General features: G+C 73.9%; 11 protein-coding genes, 1 tRNA gene and 1 pseudogene. 5 read left to right on the top strand and 8 right to left on the bottom strand.

The window, feature by feature from the left end; all coding sequences use genetic code 11:
* Window positions 1-209: 209 nt before the first annotated feature.
* Window positions 210-293, bottom strand: a tRNA-Leu gene (locus NH2_RS22855).
* A 188-nt stretch (window positions 294-481) separates the two neighbouring features.
* Window positions 482-1,048, bottom strand: coding sequence for a helix-turn-helix domain-containing protein (locus tag NH2_RS22850; RefSeq protein WP_067658025.1), 567 nt, complete (start codon window positions 1,046-1,048; stop codon window positions 482-484).
* 103 nt (window positions 1,049-1,151) lie between these two features.
* Between NH2_RS22850 and NH2_RS22845 the strand changes: the two genes are divergently transcribed.
* Window positions 1,152-2,579, top strand: coding sequence for an MFS transporter (locus tag NH2_RS22845; RefSeq protein ID WP_067658023.1), 1,428 nt, complete (start codon window positions 1,152-1,154; stop codon window positions 2,577-2,579).
* Between the two features lie 99 nt (window positions 2,580-2,678).
* Complete coding sequence (locus NH2_RS22840) at window positions 2,679-3,254, top strand: TerD family protein (RefSeq protein WP_067658020.1); 576 nt, start codon at window positions 2,679-2,681, stop codon at window positions 3,252-3,254.
* On the opposite strand, the pseudogene NH2_RS29000 reads toward NH2_RS22840, so the two are convergent.
* Window positions 3,244-3,366, bottom strand: a pseudogene (locus tag NH2_RS29000) (SAM-dependent methyltransferase); the annotation flags it as partial. The gene NH2_RS22840 and the pseudogene NH2_RS29000 overlap by 11 nt on opposite strands.
* A gap of 94 nt (window positions 3,367-3,460) precedes the next feature.
* Between NH2_RS29000 and NH2_RS22835 the strand changes: the two are divergent.
* Window positions 3,461-4,096: a hemerythrin domain-containing protein gene (locus NH2_RS22835; RefSeq protein WP_067658241.1), complete on the top strand. Its 636-nt coding sequence runs from the start codon at window positions 3,461-3,463 to the stop codon at window positions 4,094-4,096.
* Here the strand turns inward: NH2_RS22835 and NH2_RS22830 are convergent.
* Window positions 4,035-7,229: an ATP-binding protein gene (locus NH2_RS22830; protein ID WP_245650719.1), complete on the bottom strand. Its 3,195-nt coding sequence runs from the start codon at window positions 7,227-7,229 to the stop codon at window positions 4,035-4,037. The genes NH2_RS22835 and NH2_RS22830 overlap by 62 nt on opposite strands.
* 56 nt (window positions 7,230-7,285) lie before the next feature.
* Between NH2_RS22830 and NH2_RS22825 the strand changes: the two genes are divergently transcribed.
* Entirely contained in the window at window positions 7,286-7,609 is a 324-nt protein-coding gene (locus tag NH2_RS22825) for a hypothetical protein (protein WP_067658014.1), read from the top strand.
* A 102-nt stretch (window positions 7,610-7,711) separates the two neighbouring features.
* On the opposite strand, the gene NH2_RS22820 is transcribed toward NH2_RS22825, so the two are convergent.
* Window positions 7,712-8,854, bottom strand: coding sequence for a Glu/Leu/Phe/Val dehydrogenase dimerization domain-containing protein (locus NH2_RS22820; protein ID WP_067658238.1), 1,143 nt, complete (start codon window positions 8,852-8,854; stop codon window positions 7,712-7,714).
* Window positions 8,855-9,166: 312 nt separating this feature from the next.
* On the opposite strand from NH2_RS22820, the gene NH2_RS22815 reads away from it, so the two are divergent.
* Window positions 9,167-10,138 carry a LysR family transcriptional regulator gene (locus NH2_RS22815; protein ID WP_067658012.1) on the top strand — a complete coding sequence of 324 codons (972 nt, stop codon included), beginning with the start codon at window positions 9,167-9,169 and terminating at the stop codon, window positions 10,136-10,138.
* A 20-nt stretch (window positions 10,139-10,158) separates the two neighbouring features.
* Here NH2_RS22815 and NH2_RS22810 read toward each other — a convergent pair whose 3' ends face one another.
* The 3 genes from NH2_RS22810 to NH2_RS22800 all read right to left on the bottom strand — a co-directional run bounded on the left by NH2_RS22810 (window position 10,159) and on the right by NH2_RS22800 (window position 15,767).
* A complete protein-coding gene (locus NH2_RS22810) occupies window positions 10,159-12,753 on the bottom strand; it encodes a LuxR C-terminal-related transcriptional regulator (protein WP_067658010.1) in 2,595 nt (864 codons plus the stop codon).
* Window positions 12,754-12,855: 102 nt separating this feature from the next.
* On the bottom strand, window positions 12,856-13,968 hold the full coding sequence (locus tag NH2_RS22805) for a catalase family protein (protein WP_067658008.1): 1,113 nt from the start codon (window positions 13,966-13,968) through the stop codon (window positions 12,856-12,858).
* Window positions 13,965-15,767, bottom strand: a complete 1,803-nt coding sequence (locus NH2_RS22800) for a peroxidase family protein (protein ID WP_084505783.1) — start codon at window positions 15,765-15,767, stop codon at window positions 13,965-13,967. Before NH2_RS22800 ends, NH2_RS22805 begins: the two co-directional genes overlap by 4 nt.
* Window positions 15,768-15,844 lie beyond the last annotated feature (77 nt).

Below are 15,844 nucleotides of genomic sequence, written 5' to 3'. Positions count from 1 at the left end.
CCTGGAGGCGATACTGGTCCCTTGATCCGAAACCCTGGTCATCGGACGTGAGCGTAGATATGCGACTGGACGGTCGTTGCGGATTCCAGGCTGCCGAGCGGCGTTTCTCAGCTGAACCCTAGTGAACACCCACGGGTATTTGCCAGGGATCACAAGTCGTATCGGTTAATGCGTAGAGCTAATAACCGCAGGTCTGAGTGTTTGCGTTGTGTCCGGAGGGGGACTTGAACCCCCACGCCCTATACGGGCACTAGCACCTCAAGCTAGCGCGTCTGCCATTCCGCCACCCGGACCGGTGTGCTCCGCAAGGTTATCGGATGTGCGGGCGCGGACCAAATCGCCCTTCGACCTGGAATGATCGCCCTGTGGCCGGAGTGACGATCAGCGATCGGGTGCGGGGATCTCTGCTGGGCACGGCGATCGGCGCCTCGATCGCGTTCTGGGATCTGGCGAAGATTCGCCATCGGTTGGGTGGGCGACCTTACGGTGTGACCCGGGGGACCGCTCGGTCGCCGTGCGGGCCGAAGAGGTGCAGGACCTCGACCGGGGTTGCGCCCGCGGGTCCGAACCAGTGCGGGGACATGGGGTCGAACTCGGCGGTCTCGCCGGGACCGAGCAGGTGTTCGTCCGGGCCGAGGAGCAGCCGCAGCGTGCCCGCGAGGACATAGAGCCAGGCGTGGCCGTCGTGCGTGACCAGGCGCGGTTCGCGCGGGCCGAGCACATGTTTGAAGACCTGGACGCGGCCGGGGTAGCCGGTGAGCGGCACGATGACGCCGCCGCTCGCGTGCCGGTGCGGTTGCAGGTGCACGCGCGGGTCGCCGGTGGCGGGGGCGGCGACCACGGCGTCCAGCGCGACCCGGTACTCCCGTGCCAGCGGGATGAGCAGGTCGAGGGTGGGCGCGCGGCGACCGGTCTCCAGCCGGGAGAGGGTGCTCACCGAGAGCCCGGTGCGGGCGGCGACGGTGGCGAGGGCGAGGCCGCGCTCCCGGCGCAGCGCGCGCAGCCGCGGGCCGATGCCGTCCAGGATCGCCGCCGTCTCCGCATCCATGCGTCCATGTTTGCAGATTCCGCAAAAGCGCTGGGGTTCGCGCCTGCGCGGCGGGCAGCATCGGCGGCGCGCGGCGCGGTGCCGGGCGGGAGGTGGTGTCGAAATGGTGGTGACGGAGGTGCCGACGGCGCGCAGGCGCTGGACGGTGCTGGCGATCTGTGCGCTGGCGCTGTTCCTGGTGGGGCTGGATACGACGATCGTGACCGTCGGGCTCGGTGCGATCGGGCGCGGGCTCGGAGTCGAGGCGGGGCGGCTGGCGTGGGTGGTGGACGCCTATACGGTGACCTTCGCGAGCCTGCTCATCACCGCCGGTGCGCTGGCGGATCGGTTCGGCAGGCGCCGGGTTTTCCAGATCGGGCTGGTGGTGTTCGCGGTGGCGTCGCTGGCCTGCGCGGTGGCGCCCGGGGTGGAGTTGCTCGTGGTGGCGCGGGTGCTGCAGGGGGTGGGGGCGTCGATGCTCCCGCCGGTGGCGCTGGCCATCGTGGTGGCGGCCATGCCGGACCCGCGGGAGCGGGCGCGGGCCATCGGGGTGTGGGGGGCCATGTTCGGGCTGAGTATGGCGGCGGGGCCGGTGACCGGGGGTGCGCTCATCGCGCTGTTCGGCTGGCGGTCGGTGTTCTGGGTGAACGTGCCGGTGGTGCTGGTGGCGATCGTGCTGGTGCGGGCGCTGGTGCCGGAGTCGCGGGGGGTTCGGGTGCGGCGGCTCGATCCGGTCGGGCAGGTGCTGTTGATCGCGGTGCTGTGGGTGGGGGTCGGGGTGCTGATCGAAGGGCCGCGGGTCGGGTGGGGTTCGCCGGCGGTGCTCGCGGGGTGCGGGGTGGTGGGGGTGCTGCTGGTGGTGTTCGTGTGGGTGGAATCGCGGCGGGGGGAGCCGTTGATCGAGCCGGGGTTGTTCCGGGTGCCGAGTTTCGCGGCGGCCGTGGTGGGGGCGGTCGCGGTGTTCGTCGCGTTCAGCATGGTGTTGCTCATGGCGACGCTCTATCTGCAGGGGCGGGGGTGGTCGCCGCTGGCCGCCGGGGTGGCGACGCTGCCGATGGCGCTGGGGGCGACGGTGTGCGCGCCGGTCTCCGGGTATCTGGTGGGGCGGGTCGGGGCGCGGGTTCCGCTGCTGATGGCGGGGGCCTGTCTGGCGCTCGGAGGCGGGGTGTTGGTCGTGTCCGGGGTGGGGCCTGCGGCGTTCGTGCTGGTCGGGGTCGGTGTGGGGTTCGCCAATGCGCCGATCACGAATACCGCGGTGAGCGGGTTGCCCGCGGATCGGGCCGGGGTGGCGGGCGGGACCGCGTCCACGGCGCGACAGATCGGGACCGCGGGCGGGGTCGCGGTGGCGGGGAGCCTGGTTGCCGGGGTCGCGGCGGAGGGCTTCGCGGAGGCCGCGCTGCCGGGGTGGTGGGTGGTCGCCGGGTGCGGGGTGCTGCTGCTCGCGGTCGCGGCGGTGAGTCCGCGCCACCCCGATCGGCCGGCCGCCTCGGCTGCTGGGGAGGCACCCCGCGAACCGTCGCCGCCGGTCGGGCGGCGCGAGCTGACCGGATGATCCGGGCAAGCCGGACCGGTTCGCGCCGGAACCGGTGCGCCCGCCGCCGCCCCGCTACTGTCGATGGAGACATTTCCGGCGATGCGAGAGGGTTCACGAATGAGTGTCAGCTTGGCCAAGGGCGGCAATGTGTCGTTGTCGAAGCAGGCGCCGAATCTGACCGCGGTCGCGGTCGGGCTCGGCTGGGACGTCCGGTCCACCACCGGCGTCGACTTCGACCTCGACGCCAGCGCACTCGCGACCGGCTCCGACCAGAAGGTGCTCTCCGACCAGCACTTCATCTTCTACAACAACCTGCGGTCGCCGGACGGGAGCATCGAGCACACCGGCGACAACCTCACCGGTGAGGGCGAGGGCGACGACGAGACCATCAATGTCGACCTGGCCGGCGCCCCGCCCACCATCACCAATATCTTCTTCCCGGTCTCCATTCACGACGCCGACGCCAGGCAGCAGTCCTTCGGCCAGGTGCGCAATGCCTTCATCCGCGTCGTCGACCGCGCCACCGGCGCCGAACTGGCCCGCTACGACCTCTCCGAAGACGCCTCCACCGAGACCGCCATGGTCTTCGGTGAGCTCTACCGGAGCGGGGCCGAGTGGAAGTTCCGGGCCATCGGGCAGGGGTATGCCTCCGGGCTGGCCGGGATCGCCAGGGACTACGGGGTCAATATCTGACCCGGATGGCGTAGCTCAGCGCCCCGAGTGGCTCGGTGGGGATGCCGGTGCCGATGTCGAGGTACTGCCGGATTCCCCGCCCGGGGAGGTACCGCGTGAATTCGCGGTCGGTGCGGGCGGTGAGCCGGACCGCCCGGACTTTCCGGCCGGGAACTCGTTAAGTACGGGTTAGGTGGCCCGCAGGTGGCCGGGCGCACGGTGTGGTCATGCACAACGAACCGAACGGCCTCCTGCTCGCCCACCGCGCCATGCTGCGCGATCTCGACCGCTGCGCCGCGCTCGCGGCGCGGCTCGCGGGGACCCCGCTGGAGCGCAGGCGCGCGGCCGCGGTCGCCGCCTACCTCACCGATTTCTGCGACAGCATCCACCACCACCACAGCGCCGAGGACGAGGTGCTCTGGCCGGTGCTGGAGCGCGCCGCCGGGGCGCACGTCGACCTCACCGAGCTCAGCGACGACCACGCCGAGCTCGACCCCAAGCTGGATCGGGTCCGGGCGGGCGCGGCGGCGCTGCGCGGCACGCGCACGGTGGCGCCCGAGCTCGCCGCCGACCTGGCCGATCTGCGCGCCACCGTGCGCGAGCACGTCGCCGACGAGGAGCGCACCATCGTCCCGCTGCTCGCGCGGTACGTCTCCGACGAGGAGTGGAACCGGGTAGAGGCGACCATCCGCAAGCGCGGCGGCAAGATGAGCTTCGAGGTGCCGCGGATCCTCGCGGTGAGCACCGGCGCCGAGCTGGACCAGGCGCGCCGCGAGGGCGGCATCCCGGTCGCGCTCATGATCAAGCTGCTCCCGGTGCCGTTCCGCCGCCGGGAGGCGCTGGTGTTCGGAGCCGCGCGGTGAGCTCGGCCGCCGAGCGGGCGTAGGCGGGGTCGCCGGAGAGCGCGTGCAGCGCCGCGTCGACCGGCCCGGCGTAGAGGGTGCCGGAGTCGAGCCCGGCGATCCGGCCCGCGAAGGGGAGCAGCTCGGCGAAGATCTCGGCGCCGGTCGCGGTGTCGCCGAGCCGGGCGGCGGCGTGGCCACGCAGCGTGGTGAAGCCGAGCCAGTAGTAGTTGCGGTCGATCGGGCCGCGCCGCGCCCAGACCCGGCGGGCCTCGGCCTCGTCCCCGGCGTCCAGCAGCGCGAGCACCAGCGCGTCGGTGATCATTCCGGGCAGCGCGGCGTCCACCGCGGTGAGTTCGGTACGCAGGTGCGCGAGGTCGCCGCGGGCCATGGCGGCGCCGACCCGGCCGACGGTGGCCATGGCGGCGCCGTTCAGCGCGCCGTGCTCGGCCAATTGCCTGCTGACCTCGGCGTAGCTGGCCAGGGCGGCCTCGATGTGCCCGGCGAGCAGCTCCAGCAGCGCGGAGAAGATGGCGACCACGGCGAGCAGGATGCCGAGCTGGCCGGTGGTCGACCTGGCCACCGCTAGCTCCATCTCGGCGCGCGCCCCGGCCAGGTCGGTGTGCGCGGCGGAGTCGAGGAAGAGCAGCCAGTGCGCCACCGCCTCGTGGTCGATCTGGCCCGCCTCGACGGCCGCCGCCAGGTACTCCTCGGCCACCGCGCGGCGCTCGGCGCGCAGGTCGGGGCCGAGCGCCGCGTAGGCCCTGACGTTCAGCGCGGCGCAGCGCAGCCTGGCGTCCGGCACGGTGCGGGCCAGTGCGAGCGCCTCGGCGCTCACCCGCTGGCTCTCGGCCTCCGCGTATCCCTCCAGCTCGCGGAAGAGCGCGAGCAGCAGCCGGACCCTGGTCGCGTCGGGGAGCTCGCCGGCGAGGTGCGCGCGGAGCGCGGCGACGGCGGTGTGCGAGGGGTCGCGGCCGTCCCGCGTGGTCCAGATGAGCGGGGCGTCCCAGGCCGCGAGCACCGCGATGTCCGGGTGGGTGGCGATGGCATCCAGGTAGATGGCCCTCGCCCGCATGGCGTCGCCCGCGCGGGCGTGCGCCCGGACCGCCGCCGCCAGCAGCTCGGTGGCCGAGCCCGTCGCCCGGCTGCCCGCGAGCTCGCGCAGCCGCAGCGCGTCCCGCCACTGGCCGGCGGCCTCGCGCCAGGACCCCGCTCGCTCGGCGGCACGGGCGGCCGCCACGGGGTAGCGGATGGCGTCCTGCGCCGTGGCCGGGCCGGCGGCGGCGGAGGCGTGCCTGGCGAGCACGGCGGCGTCGGCGTCGGCGCCGAGCACCTCCAGTGCCCTGGTGTGCAGCCGGGAGCGGCGCAGCAGCGGGGTGTCGTCGTAGAGGGTGTCGCGGACGAGGGCGTGCGTGAACCGGACCCGGCCGGGGGCGGGCTCGTCCAGCAACCCGGCGAGCACCGCCGCCTCCAGGGCGTCGAGCAGGTCGTCCGGATCGCGCCCGGCGACCTCGGCGAGCACCTCCAGGTCGGCCTCGCGGCCGAGCACCGCAACCTGGCGCAGCGTGGTCGCGACCGGGTCGGGGAGCCGGGCCACCCGGCGGCGCAGCACGTCCCTGACCCCCGCGGGCACCGCGGTGCCCGCCGCCCGCTCGCCCTCGGCGGCGATCAGCCGGGCCAGCTCCCGGACGAAGAGCGGGTTGCCGCCGGTGCGCTCGGCGACCATGGCCAGCAGCTCCGGCCCGGCCTCGGTGAGGCCGTGCTGCGCGGCCAGCGCCGCGACCGCGGCCGGGTCGAGGCCGCGCAGCACCAGGTGCGCGGCGGTGCGGCCGAGCAGCGCGCCGATGGTGGCGTCGAGCTCGTCACCGCGCTCGCCGGGGCGGTAGGTGACCAGCACCAGGACCGGCTGCTCGGCGAGCAGCGCGACGACCTGGCGGAGTAGCTGGAGCGTCAGGTCGTCGGCGCGGTGCACGTCGTCGAGCAGGACGACGGTGCGGCCGGTGCCGAGCGCCGCCGCGATGGTGCGGCCGAGCTCGAACGGGTTGGGCGCGGTGTCGCCGGTCAGGGAGTCCGCGCCGAGCGCCTCGGCCCAGGCCCAGCCGGGCGGTGCCCCCGCCACCTCGGGGCAGCGGCCGCGCCTGCCCCGCCAGCCGTCGGCGGTGAGTGCGCGCACCGCGGCCTCGGCCAGTGCGGTCTTGCCCGCCCCGGCATCGCCGCCGATCAGCACGATCCGGGCGCCGTGCGCGGCGGCGTCGCGCGCCGCCGCGGCAATGACGCCGAGCTCGGCATCGCGGCCGAGGGGAGCCGGTGTGGTAAGCCCGGTCGTCGGTTGCGCGGCGGCGGAGGGGAGCAGCGGCTCTGCGACCGCGGGGGCGGGCAGTGGTCGCGCAGGGGAGGGCGGGTCGAGCGCGGGGGCCTGCGCGAGGATGTCGGCCTCCATGCCGCGCAGCACCGGGCCCGGGTCGACGCCGAGCTCGTCGGCGAGGTGATCGCGGGCGCGGCGCAGCGCGGCGAGCGCGTCGCCCTGACGGCCGCAGCGGTAGAGCGCGAGGGCGAGCAGCCGCACGGCGCCCTCCCGGCCCGGGTAGTCGTGCAGGTGCCGCTCCAGCTCCGCCACCACGACGGCCGGCCGGCCGAGCGCCAGCTGCGCCTCGGCCCGCAGCTCGACCGCCTGCAACCGCAGCTCGGTCAGTCTGGCCACCTCGGGCACCGCCCACGGCTCGTCGGCGACCTCGGCATAGGCGCCGCCCTGCCAGCGGGCCAGCGCCTCGTCCAGCAACCACAGCTGCCCGGCCGGCTCGGCCCCGGCCGCGCGGTGCACGAGATCGTCGAAGTGCCAGGCGTCGACGGCCTCCCGCGGCAGCCGCAGCGCGTACCCGGGCGCGGCGCTGACCAGGATCGCGGCCGGGGTGCGGCGCGCCCGGCCCGGCTCCAGCGCCCGGCGCAGGTGCGAGATGTGCACCTGCAGCGTGGCCAGCGCCCTGGCGGGCACGTCGGCGCCGCCCCAGACGTCGTCGATGATCCGGTCGGTGGAGACCACCTCGCCGCCCGCGATCGCGAGGCGGGCCAGGACCGCCCGCTGGCGCGGTCCGCCGAGATCGGCGCGGGTGCCCGCGACGGTGGCGCGCAGTGGCCCGAGAACGGAGAGCAACACGATCGCTATTGTGCCGCCGACGGTGCGTCAGGGCTGCCCTGGCGACGCCGCCGGGGGTGCCGGAGCTGCGCGGGGTGCCGGGGGAGTGGGTGGGGTCGTACACCTGCGCGCAGGGCGAGACGGGGCTGACGCTCACCGTGGAGCCGGACGGGCGCACGGAGTTCGCGTTCTACCCGCTGGTGACCAATGGCGCCGCCCGGCCGGGCCGGTTCGAGATGCGCGCCACCGCGAACGGGGCGAACGTCACCTTCACCCGGGTCCGCTGGCTGGACCGGCCGCCCGGCTACGAGATGGTCGACCTGGTCGCCACCGAGCGGACGCAACGGCTCATGCGCGGCAGCGGGTGCGGCACCTTCCGGGTGGACCGCCTCCTGAGCTGAGCCCGCGGCGCGTGGACCGCGGGCCCGGCGATCAGGGTGACGGCGACCGCCCCCGGGCCGGTGCGAGCCGAGTTCGCCGACCGCCCGGCGGGATGGCCGCGATCAGGGGATGACGACCGCGGTGACCCCGGTGCCGGGCTCGTCGGCCCAGCGATGCCCGGTGTCGCGCGGCGTGACCCCCTGGTCCGCCCAGGCGGCGAGCAGCAGCGCGACCTTGCTGTGCATGATCGTGCGCAACCGGTCGAACGAGTACTCCGGGTTGTCGTCGACCAGCCCGAGCAGCAGCCACCAGGCCCAGGCCACGGCGCCTGCGTTGGCCACGAAGTCCGGCAGTACCGGGATGCCGCGGGCGGCGAGCATGGCCTCGGCCTCGGGGGTGGTGGCGGCGTTCGCGGCCTCGACCACGACCTTGGCGCGCACGTCGAAGGAGTTGTCCGGGGTGATGGCGTACGAGATGGCGGCCGGGACCAGGATGTCCACCTCGGCGGCGAGCACCGCGCCGCGGGGGAGCTGCTCGACGCCCGCGGGGAGCCGGGAGCGGTCGATCTCGCCGTAGCCGTCGCGCAGGGCGAGCAGCGCGGGCACGTCGAGGCCGTCGGCGCAGTGCAGGGTGCCCGCGGCGTCGGCGAGGGCGGTCACCCGCATGCCCGCCTCGTGCAGGTAGTGCGCGGCGGCGCCGCCCATGGTGCCGATGCCCTGGATGGCGACGGTGGTGTCGGCGGGGGAGCGGCCCCAGGAGACGGCGGCGGCGAGACAGGCGTGCGCGACGCCGTAGCCGCCGATCACGTCACCGAGCAGGAAGCCGCCGTCGACCGCGGCGTTGAGCCCGGCGCGGACCCGGGCCAGGGTGGCGGCCGGATCGGCGGCGCGCCGGATGGCGGCGTGGTAGCTCTGGCCGAGCCCGAGCTTCTCGAAGACCTGGTCGATCAGGTGCTGCGGCACGCCGAGATCCTCGGCGGTGACCCAGTGCGCGTCGATCCACGGCCGCATGGCCTCGCAGAACCGCTCCAGCACGCCGAGCGCGCGCGGATCCTTGGGGTCGAAGTCGATGCCGCCCTTGGCGCCGCCGATCGGCAGGTCGAAGGTGGCGGTCTTGTTCGCCATGCCGCGGGCCAGATCCTCGACCTCGGTGAGCGTGCAGCCCGCGCGCATGCGGGTGCCGCCGGTGGCGAGCCCCGCGCGCAGCGTGTGGACGACCAGGTAGCCGACGGCACCGGTGACCGAATCGGTCCAGTGCAGCCGCATGTACGGCTGGGGGCGCAGCGCCTTGGGGGCGACCGGCAGCGCCGTCGTCGCCGTGGCTGTTCCGGTCAGCTCCGGGGTGCCCCCGGCCGGATTCCGCATCGTGGTCACGAAGAACCACCTCCTCATCGCGCGTTTAACTCGGTCGCCACGGGGAAATCCCAGCCTGTCGTCAGTACCCCGCCCGGACGTCGTCGTCGCTGTCGATGGCGCGTGCCCGGTCCGTCCAGCGTGCGGCCGAAACGGGTCGCGCGTCTATTAACGGTTCATTCACGGCAGTGTTCACGGTTCCTGCACAAGAATTAGGCTCGGTTCATGGACCTGTCGCTGGCGCGCCTGCGCATGCTGCGCGAGCTGCATCGGCGCGGCACCATCACCGCCGCCGCGAGCGCGCTGCACTACACCGCCTCGGCGGTATCGCAGCAGCTCGCGCAGCTGGAACGGGATGTGGGGGCGCGGCTGCTGGAGCGGCGCGGGCGGCGGGTGCAGCTCACCGATCTCGGGCTGCTGCTCGCCGAGCACGCGGAGGAGATCCTGGCCTCGGTGGAGCGGGCCACCCAGGCGCTGGAGGATGCCGGCGAGTCGGTGACGGCCAAGCTCACCGCCGGGGTGTGGGCATCGGTCGCCTCCGGGCTGCTCCCGGACGCGCTGGAGTCGCTGGCCCGCACGCACCCCGGCATCCTGGTGCGCACCAGGGAGCTGCCGCCCGAGGCCACGGCGGCCGCCGTCCGGGACGGGGCGCTCGACCTCTCCTTCGTGCTCGACTACTCGAATTCGCCGGTCACCTGGGATCGCGGGCTGGAGCGGGCGGTGATCGCGGTCGAGCGGCTCTACGGCTGCGTGCCCGCGGGCATGGTCGGCGCGGCCACCGTGACGCTGCCCGAGCTCGCCGAGCACCCGTGGATCCTGGCGCCCGCGCGGTCGCACTTCGGGCACGCGGTGCGGCTGGCGTTCCAGTCGGCGGGGGTGGAGCCGCGGATCGACCACGAGGTGGAGGAGCAGGCGACCGCCATGGCGATGGTCGCGGCGGGGCTCGGGGTCACGCTCGTCTCCGACCTCGGGTTGGCGCTGCGGCCGCCGGGGGTCGATATCGTGGCGCTGGCCGATGTCTTCACCCGGACGGTGTCGCTGGCCTACCGCACCAATACCGCTCGCCGCGCCGCGCTACTCATCGTGGTCGATGCGATTCGCGCCGCGGCGGTGGAGAAGGGGCTCGGGGGCGATATGTCCCCGCAGGACGCCGTGCCTGCGGGCAATGGGGCCGAGGGGCGCGGGTCCTGGCACTGAGGTCGCGGCCGGGGCCCTGATCAGCGCCGCACGCCGGGCCAGACCACGTCGGCGAGCCGCTCCCGGTCGGCCACGTCGAGCTTGATCGAGGCACGGTAGATGTGCCCCTCCACGGTGCGCACCGAGACCACCAGCCGCTCGGCGATCTCCTTGTTGGAGAGCCCCTGCGCGATGTGCGCGGCGATCTCGCGCTCGCGCGGGGTGATCGGCAGCGGGCGGCTGGCGGCGGTGATGGCGGGGGTGGTGGCGCCGTCGCAGCGGGAGGAGAGCTCGGCGGCCCGTGCGGTGCAGCGGGCGCTCGGGCCGCGCTGCCCGGCCCGGTCGTGGATCGGCACCGCCTGGGCGGCGGCGTCGGCGGCCGAGAGCAGCAGCCCGGCCGCCTCGAATTCGGCGCTCACGGCGTCGAGTTCGGCGGCCCGGTTGGCATGGACGGCCTCGGCGTGGCGGGCGTAGAGCGCCACCACCCCGCCCTGCACCTTCGGCGCCAGCTCGGCGAGACGGGCCGCGCCGGTGCCGTCGCCGAAGCGGGCGGCGTGGTGCAGCGCCTCGGCCTCCAGCGCGAACTGCCCGGCGGAGCGGGCGATGCGGGCGGCCCGGCGGGCGAGTTCGGCGGCGGTGGCGCTGTTCTGCGGGGCGGCGGCCCAGGCGCGGGCGAGCATGCGCTGCGGTTCGTGCAGGGCCAGGTGCGCGCCGGCGTGCTCGGCGGCCTCGTCCAGGGTCTTGCCGACCTTCTCGATGTCGCCGAGCGCGGCGTAGGCGCGGACCAGCAGCAGCCGGGCGGGGAGCTGCCAGGGCAGCGAGGTCTCGGCATTGAGCGCGGCCAGCGCCTGCTCGAAGGCGGTGATGGCCTCCCGGAAGCGGCCGCGCGCGGTGGCGACCACGCCGACCGCGATCTTGGCGATGGCCCAGCCGAGGAACTGGCCGGAGGAGAAGAACTCGTTGTACTCCGCGGCCCGCTGCTCGGCCGCGTCCAGCTCGCCGACGGTGGTCAGCGCGAGTACGTCGCAGTAGCGGACCATGACCCGGATCATGCCGTCGGTCGGCTGCTGCTCGGCCCGGCTGCGCGCCGCGATCGGCCCGAAGTCGAGGCCGCGCCCGGCCACCGGCATGGCGAGCCCGGCGGCGAAGGCGGCGAAATCCACCGCCTGGCGCGGGGCCTCGGGGGACTCCAGCACCGCCTCGGCGGCGGCGATCCCCTCGGCGATCCGGTTCTCGTGCACCGCCATCGCCGCCCGCACGGCATCCACGATGAGCCGCAGCGCGGGGTGCTCGGCCTTGGCGCCCACGACATCGATGAGCGTGCGGCCGCCCGCCACGTCACCGAGCGACCAGAAGCGCAGGCTGGCCCGCGGCACCCCCCACTGCACGATCTGCAGCTGGTCGAGCTGCTCGGGGTCGTAGCCGGCCAGGATCTCGTCGGCGGCCTGTGGACGGCCCTGCCAGAGCAGCGCGCGGGAGAGCAGCTCGGCGGCGCGCAGCTCGCCGCCGCGCTGGTGCGCGGCGCGGGCCAGCCGCTCGCCGAGCGGCAGGTTGGCCAGCGCCACCGCGTCCTTGGCGGCGGTGATGAGCAGGTCGGGGTCGATGGGGCGGTCGCTGTCGACGCAGAGCCGGGCCAGCCGGATGCGGCTGGCGGCGGTGTCGAGCGGGCGGTCGCGCAGCGCGTCCACGATCCGGCCACAGCGGGCCCGTGCGGTGGCGGTGCCGATCTGCCTGCGCACCACCTCGCCGAGCAGCGGGTGGCTGAAGCGCGCGGTGGGCGGGGTGTCGGTGCTGATCCGGATGAGCCCGGCCAGCTCGGCGGCGTCCACCGCGGCCGGGTCGGCGAGCGCGGTGAGGATGTCCAGGTCCAGCGGTTCGTAGAGCGCCAGCGTCCGCAGCGCGTCGAGCACCGCGTCCCCGGCCCGCTGGAGTCGCTCGTGCAGCAGCTCCACCAGCCCCGACGGCACCGCGGTCGGGCCGCGCAGCTGCCAGACCCCCTCGACCTCGGTGAGGTTGCCCGCCTCCACCGCGCCCTCGACCATGTTCCGCAGGAACAGCGGATTGCCGCCGGAGGACTCCCAGATGACGTCGGCGCTGAGCCCCTCCAGCGTGCCCGCCAGCACCGACTCCACCAGCTGCACGCACTGGCCCTTGATCATCGGCTGCAACTCCAGCCGCTCCAGGTAGTCGTCCTTCCACAGCGAGAGCACCGCGCCCGGCACCTGCTCGCCATTGCGCACGGTGGCGACGATCCGGGCGCTGCGCTCCGCGGCGATCTGGTGCAGCAGCGTGGCCGAGAGCTGGTCGAGCAGGTGCGCGTCGTCCACGCCGATCACCGGGTCGTCGCCGGCGATCAGGTTCTTGCGCGCCTCGGTGAGCAGCGCGAGCGGGTCACGGGTTGCGGAGCCGTCGATCCACGGCGCGAAGGCTCCCAGCGGAATCGCCTGCGACGACTCGGTGCACACCGCCCAGCGAACCGGGACATCCAGCTCCGCGGTGACCATCCGGGCCAGCGTGGTCTTGCCGACCCCGGCATTGCCGACGAGGACGATGCCACCGGCATCGTCGCCCGTCAGCGCCGCGCGGACGGTACGGGATTCTTCGGGGCGATCGAGCAGTTGCCAGCGCTCCAGCATGGTGCTCGAGTGTAGATCCTGTTCTGCTGCACCGCGATGCGGTCGTCGCTGTGAAACCGCGGTGTGCACGTTCCACTCCGCCGCTATCCGCGGGCTATCCACTCAATCCGGCAGCTCGGAGACATCGCCCGGCTCCACCCGCGGCGCGTTGTTCACCTGGTGCCGGAAATTGCTCGACGCCTCGTAGACCCGCTGCTTGAGCCGGTTGATCGAGCCGAGCGGGCGGTGCGCCTCGAGCCCGCGCCAGGAGTTGAAGGAGAGCACGTCGTCGCCGTAGGCGCGGCGCTCCGGGGTGTACGGGTCCTGCGGCTCGAAGCGGACGGTGGCCACGGTGCGGTGCGGTGACTCCTCTTCCTGCCACGGAATCGTGGCGTCTTCGATCGGCATCCGGGCGGGGTCGGTGCAGAGCTGGGCGCGGAGTTCGTAGGTGGCGCCGTGCTGGGCGAAGAAATCGACGATCGAGTCCTGGTGCGCGTTCACCCCCGCCTTCGGGTCGATCGTGGTGCCCCGCAGCGCGGCGGCCTCCGGCGAGACCGCGACGTACTCCAGCTTCGCCACGTAGTCACCCCAGCGCAGCGGGGCCGAGGAGTAGAAGGGCTCGCCGAGGATGTGGGTGTTCGGCGCGACGAAGACGGCCAGGTTCTCCGGCAGCCGCTTCTTGATCCGCCCGAGCACGTGCTGGTTCACCGCGGCGAGCAGGGTGCTGCCGCGGCGCAGCAGCGGGTCGGGGATGCGGGCCAGTGCCACCGCGGTCGGCATGCCGATGGTGAGGTAGGCGTGCGCGTCGGCGAAGAGGAACTCCCGGTGCGTCACCATGATGAAGTCCTGGGTGGTGGCGGTGTCGCCGGGCAGCGCGCGCGGGCCGTGCACGCCGAGCACCTTGATGCCGAGCCCGCGCACACCGCGCAGCTGGTCGCTGCGGATCACCCCGGAGGTGCTGGAGAGCCGGGCGATCACCGGGTAGGTGCCGGGGGTGGCGAACATACCCTGCGCGAGCTCCGGCGCCAGGTCGGCGGGGACGGTCAGCTCGCCGCGCAGGATGCCGTGGCTCTTGGCGTGCGCGTCGCGCAGCCCGCGCTTGTAGATGCGGTAGGCGCGCTCGTTGTTGCCGCGTAGCGCGGCGATGATCCGGTCGATGATCTGCTCCTCGTCGGCGCGGGGGGTCTCCAGCTCCGGGGCGTAGCGGACGTAGGTGCGCTCGGCGACGTCGGTCATCGGTCGGTGTTCCTCTCCTGGCTGTCCGCGGTGCTGCGCCACGGGGCGAAGGGGTTGGCGACACCGTCGAGAGCCGGTGCCAGCGTGGGGAAGTGGCGCAGCAGCACGCTGCGCATGTCGTTCTCGCGCACCCAGGCCATGCCGGCCTCGGTGTAGACCTCGGGGCGGAAGTCGGTGGTGAAGAAGCGGTCCGCGGCGAGCCGCCGGGAGGCCATCAGCACGAAGATCCGGAATGCGGTGTCGCTGAAGCCGAAGCCGTCGGGCTTGGTCTCGGCGTAGAGCCCGACCATGAGGTCGACGTTCTCCACCTCGCCGTACACCTCGCGCAGCTCCCGCGCCCAGGCCGGGTCGTCGGTGAGTTCCTCGAAGGTCGCGGCCGGGGCGAGCCGCAGCTGCCTGCGGAATTCGTTGTAGCGCGGGACGCCGCGCTCCCGGACACGCAGGATGTCGACGGTCGCCAGGTCGAGCGCGGGGTAGCCGGGGCGCTCCAGGTTCTGCAGGTGCTTCGGGTAGTTGTGCAGGGTGAGCGCGCCGGGGTTGGCGCGGCCGAAGGAGTAGAGCAGGTCCGCCATCGGGGTCTCGGTCAGCCGCTCCCGCACGTGCGCCACGCCGAGGTCGGGGAAGTCCAGCTCGCGGCCGGGCTTGTCGTCGGCCAGGGCGCGCAGGGTGAGGGTGTCCGGGATGAGCGGGTGCATGCGGTAGACCGCGACGAATTCCTCGGTGAGCGAGTACGGCACGCCGCTGTCGTCGATCGGCGCGCCGGGGATGCCGCTCAGGATCTCGCTGTCGGCGACCCGGCCGAACCGGTTTCTGATGCCCTCGCCGAGGATGCCGAACCAGTTGGCGCGCATGGCCGCGACGGTGGTCGGGTGCGCGATCAGCGCCGGTGTCCAGTCGACGGTGTGGATCTTGGCGATCAGCGCGGCGTTCACCAGCCGCGCGGTGTCGTAGAGCTGCTGGTCGGTGAGCTCCGGGTAGCGCCGGGAGAGCCGCAGGCAGATGGCATTGTGCTCGCGGGTGAAGAGCGAGTGCAGCAGCGCGAGCCCGACCCAGAAATTGGCCGCGGTGTCGTCGCGCAGCGCCAGCGCCTCGATGTCGACCGGGGGCAGCCCGTGCTCGTCCACCGCGATCATGCCGCGGTCCTTGCTGCGGATGGAGTCGGCGAACTCCGCTGTGCTGCCGTAGATCTGGGAGGCGTCCCACCAGTGCGACTGCTCGGTGGTGTAGGTGGGCGGCTCGCCGGGGAGGGCGCTGGTGCGCGGGATCGTCATGGGGTGCTGCGGCCACGGGTCGCCCGGGTCCAGCGGGACCTCGTGCGGCCGGTCGTCGTCGGCGGCGTGGCTGAGCCAGTCGTGCACCTCGAACTGGATCCAGGCCGCGGCCAGCAGGTTCAGCGTGCTCGCCGGGCGGAAGGTGTCCCTGGTCAGCAGGGTGCGGCTGACGGTACGCGGGTTGGGGTCGAGCAGCCGCTCCGCGCTCTCCGGAAAGGTGTGCGCGGGCGGGAAGTTCCGGCCGAAGCGGCAGCCGACGGCGCCCGCGCCCGGATCGGCGAGGTCGTTCCAGGAGCCGTCGATCGTGCGGACGTGCGGGTTCGCCGGCTCGGGCGGTAGCTCGCCCGGGTGCGGGCCCGCGCTGTACAGATTCTCCGCGCGGAGCCGCTCCCGCGACCCGGCCAGCACGGCGAGGCCGAGCAGCGTCGGCCGAAGCCGGGGCCAGCCGACCCGGTGATCGATCTTCTCCGCGAAACGACCGAGCGCGCGGGCTACCGCTCGCGCTCCCGTCGGCTGTGCATCGACCATCAACGAACCTCCACACGCGGGCGCGAGCCACGGCGCGCCGATCTCGGATTGGAAGCACAGTTTCCGAGGGAAGAGCA

The organism is Nocardia harenae NBRC 108248 (genome assembly GCF_001612885.1).
In the GTDB taxonomy this organism is placed as follows: Bacteria; Actinomycetota; Actinomycetes; order Mycobacteriales; family Mycobacteriaceae; genus Nocardia; species Nocardia harenae.
The sequence above is the reverse complement of the archived record's forward strand: the minus strand, read 5'-3'. Positions and strand labels throughout refer to the sequence as shown.

What these genes read in the sequence shown, in the direction of transcription:
- NH2_RS22840 (WP_067658020.1), top strand. Translation starts at nt 2,679, where the DNA reads ATGAGTGTCAGCTTGGCCAAGGGCGGCAATGTGTCGTTGTCGAAGCAG.
- NH2_RS22800 (WP_084505783.1), bottom strand. Translation starts at nt 15,767, where the DNA reads ATGGTCGATGCACAGCCGACGGGAGCGCGAGCGGTAGCCCGCGCGCTC.
- NH2_RS22815 (WP_067658012.1), top strand. Translation starts at nt 9,167, where the DNA reads ATGGACCTGTCGCTGGCGCGCCTGCGCATGCTGCGCGAGCTGCATCGG.
- NH2_RS22820 (WP_067658238.1), bottom strand. Translation starts at nt 8,854, where the DNA reads ATGCGGCTGCACTGGACCGATTCGGTCACCGGTGCCGTCGGCTACCTG.
- NH2_RS22810 (WP_067658010.1), bottom strand. Translation starts at nt 12,753, where the DNA reads ATGCTGGAGCGCTGGCAACTGCTCGATCGCCCCGAAGAATCCCGTACC.
- NH2_RS22835 (WP_067658241.1), top strand. Translation starts at nt 3,461, where the DNA reads ATGCACAACGAACCGAACGGCCTCCTGCTCGCCCACCGCGCCATGCTG.
- NH2_RS22845 (WP_067658023.1), top strand. Translation starts at nt 1,152, where the DNA reads ATGGTGGTGACGGAGGTGCCGACGGCGCGCAGGCGCTGGACGGTGCTG.
- NH2_RS22805 (WP_067658008.1), bottom strand. Translation starts at nt 13,968, where the DNA reads ATGACCGACGTCGCCGAGCGCACCTACGTCCGCTACGCCCCGGAGCTG.
- NH2_RS22850 (WP_067658025.1), bottom strand. Translation starts at nt 1,048, where the DNA reads ATGGATGCGGAGACGGCGGCGATCCTGGACGGCATCGGCCCGCGGCTG.